Genomic DNA, 1,567 nt, shown 5'->3' with positions numbered 1-1,567 from the left:
CCCCCCGCACCCGCCCCGCCTTCGCCCATATCGTCCAAGGCGGGCAGCTCACCCGCCTGCGCATCGCTTGCCGCATTGGCCCGCAAGGGAGCGCGCCCCCTGCGCGCAGGCGGGCTTATCCGCACCCGCTCCCGCCTCGCCCCGACCCCCGCCCCGACTCCCGTCCACGCTGACGGCCAAAAGCGGGGGCGGGAAGCGCCAGGGTTTCGGGGGTGTTGGTTCTTACGGGCCGGCCCGCCGGCACGGTAATCACCGGTTTTCGACGGGGAGTGCCTTCCCCTCGGGCTGCGCCTTCCGAAATGCCGTTCTGCGACGAGGGGAAACGTCGGAACACCTCGCTTGCGCCCCGCTTGCCGCCAGCCTCTGCTTCCCAATCTGTAAAAATGCGGTGATTACTGTGCCGAGGCGCGGCCTGCTGGTAGAATAGCGGCACCACGGAGCCAGTGCAGGCGCTCTTCGCCTCGGCGAGCAGCCCATAGCGGGAACGGCGTGCCCCCCGTTCCCCTACCACGCTTGCAAGATCCTCTTAGCAAAGGGCTTGCAAGGAGGTTCCATGCCCGTCTCCTCCCATCCTGACCGTGAGCGCGCGCCTATCATCTTCGGACACAAGACCGCCTTGGCCATCCTGCGCTCGGCGGCCCCCCGGACGCTTCCGCCGGTTGCGGGGAGAGCACGGGTGCTTCCCGGCCGCGCGCCGGCGAGGGGCGAGGTCGAAGCCGCCATCGGGCATCTTGAGGCCGCATACCCGGATCTGCGCCTCGAAAGGCCTGCGCACGTGCTCGTTGGCAGCACTGCGTTGGGGCGGCCTTCGAAGGCTGCCAAGGCGCATTCGCTGACCGTCCCCCTTTCGGGCGCATCGTTTTACCGGTTGGGCGACGGCGTCTTCGCCTGCATGCCGGCCCTCTCCTTCGTCCAGGAAGCCGCCCGGGGGAAGAGCCTGGTCGCCTTGCTCGAGCTTGGGTACGAGCTGTGCGGAACGTACCGGACCCGGCGCACGGGGGCCGCAACCGCCTATGGGGTAGAGCCCCTGGCATCCGTCAAGACGTTGTGCGGCTATGTGGCGCGGAACGCCTCGGTCGACGGTGCGCGCAAGGTCAGCCGCGCCCTCCGCTACCTTGCAGGCGGCTCGGCCTCGGCGCGGGAGACGAAGCAGGCCCTCGTCCTGGGGCTGCCCCATCGCCATGGAGGCTACGGCCTGGGCATCCCCCGCATGAACTACGAGGTGAGGGCGAGCAGGGCAGCCGAGGCTCTCACCGGGAAAAAGTCGTTCCGCATGGATTTGTGCTGGCCGGAGCGGAAGCTCGACGTGGAGTACCAGAGCAGGGAATGGCACGAGGGGGAGGCGAGCCGCGTCTCCGACTCGAGGAGGGCGAACGCCCTCATGTCCATGGGCTGGACGGTGGTGGGGGTGACGAACGACGAGCTCGACAGTTTCGCGGCGACCGAGGCGATAGCGCAAACGCTCCGCCGGCACCTGGGCAAGCACTCGCAGATCCGTACGTCTGACTACCATGCGCGCAAGCTGGAGCTGCGCAGGCACCTGGGCCTTCCGATGGGATACGAGTAG

1 protein-coding gene is annotated in these 1,567 nt (G+C 68.5%); it reads left to right on the top strand.

Translation table 11 applies throughout. From position 1 onward, the window contains the following. Window positions 1–553: 553 nt before the first annotated feature. Window positions 554–1,567: a hypothetical protein gene (locus tag GPA_RS13895; RefSeq protein WP_015540255.1), complete on the top strand. Its 1,014-nt coding sequence runs from the start codon at window positions 554–556 to the stop codon at window positions 1,565–1,567.

The organism is Gordonibacter pamelaeae 7-10-1-b (genome assembly GCF_000210055.1).
Classification (GTDB): Bacteria; Actinomycetota; Coriobacteriia; order Coriobacteriales; family Eggerthellaceae; genus Gordonibacter; species Gordonibacter pamelaeae.
Note: the sequence above shows the minus strand (reverse complement) of the source record. Positions and strands in the feature narration are given on the sequence as shown.

Bases quoted from the DNA above. Each gene is read 5' to 3' on its own strand.
- GPA_RS13895 (WP_015540255.1), top strand. From the start codon at position 554: ATGCCCGTCTCCTCCCATCCTGACCGTGAGCGCGCGCCTATCATCTTC.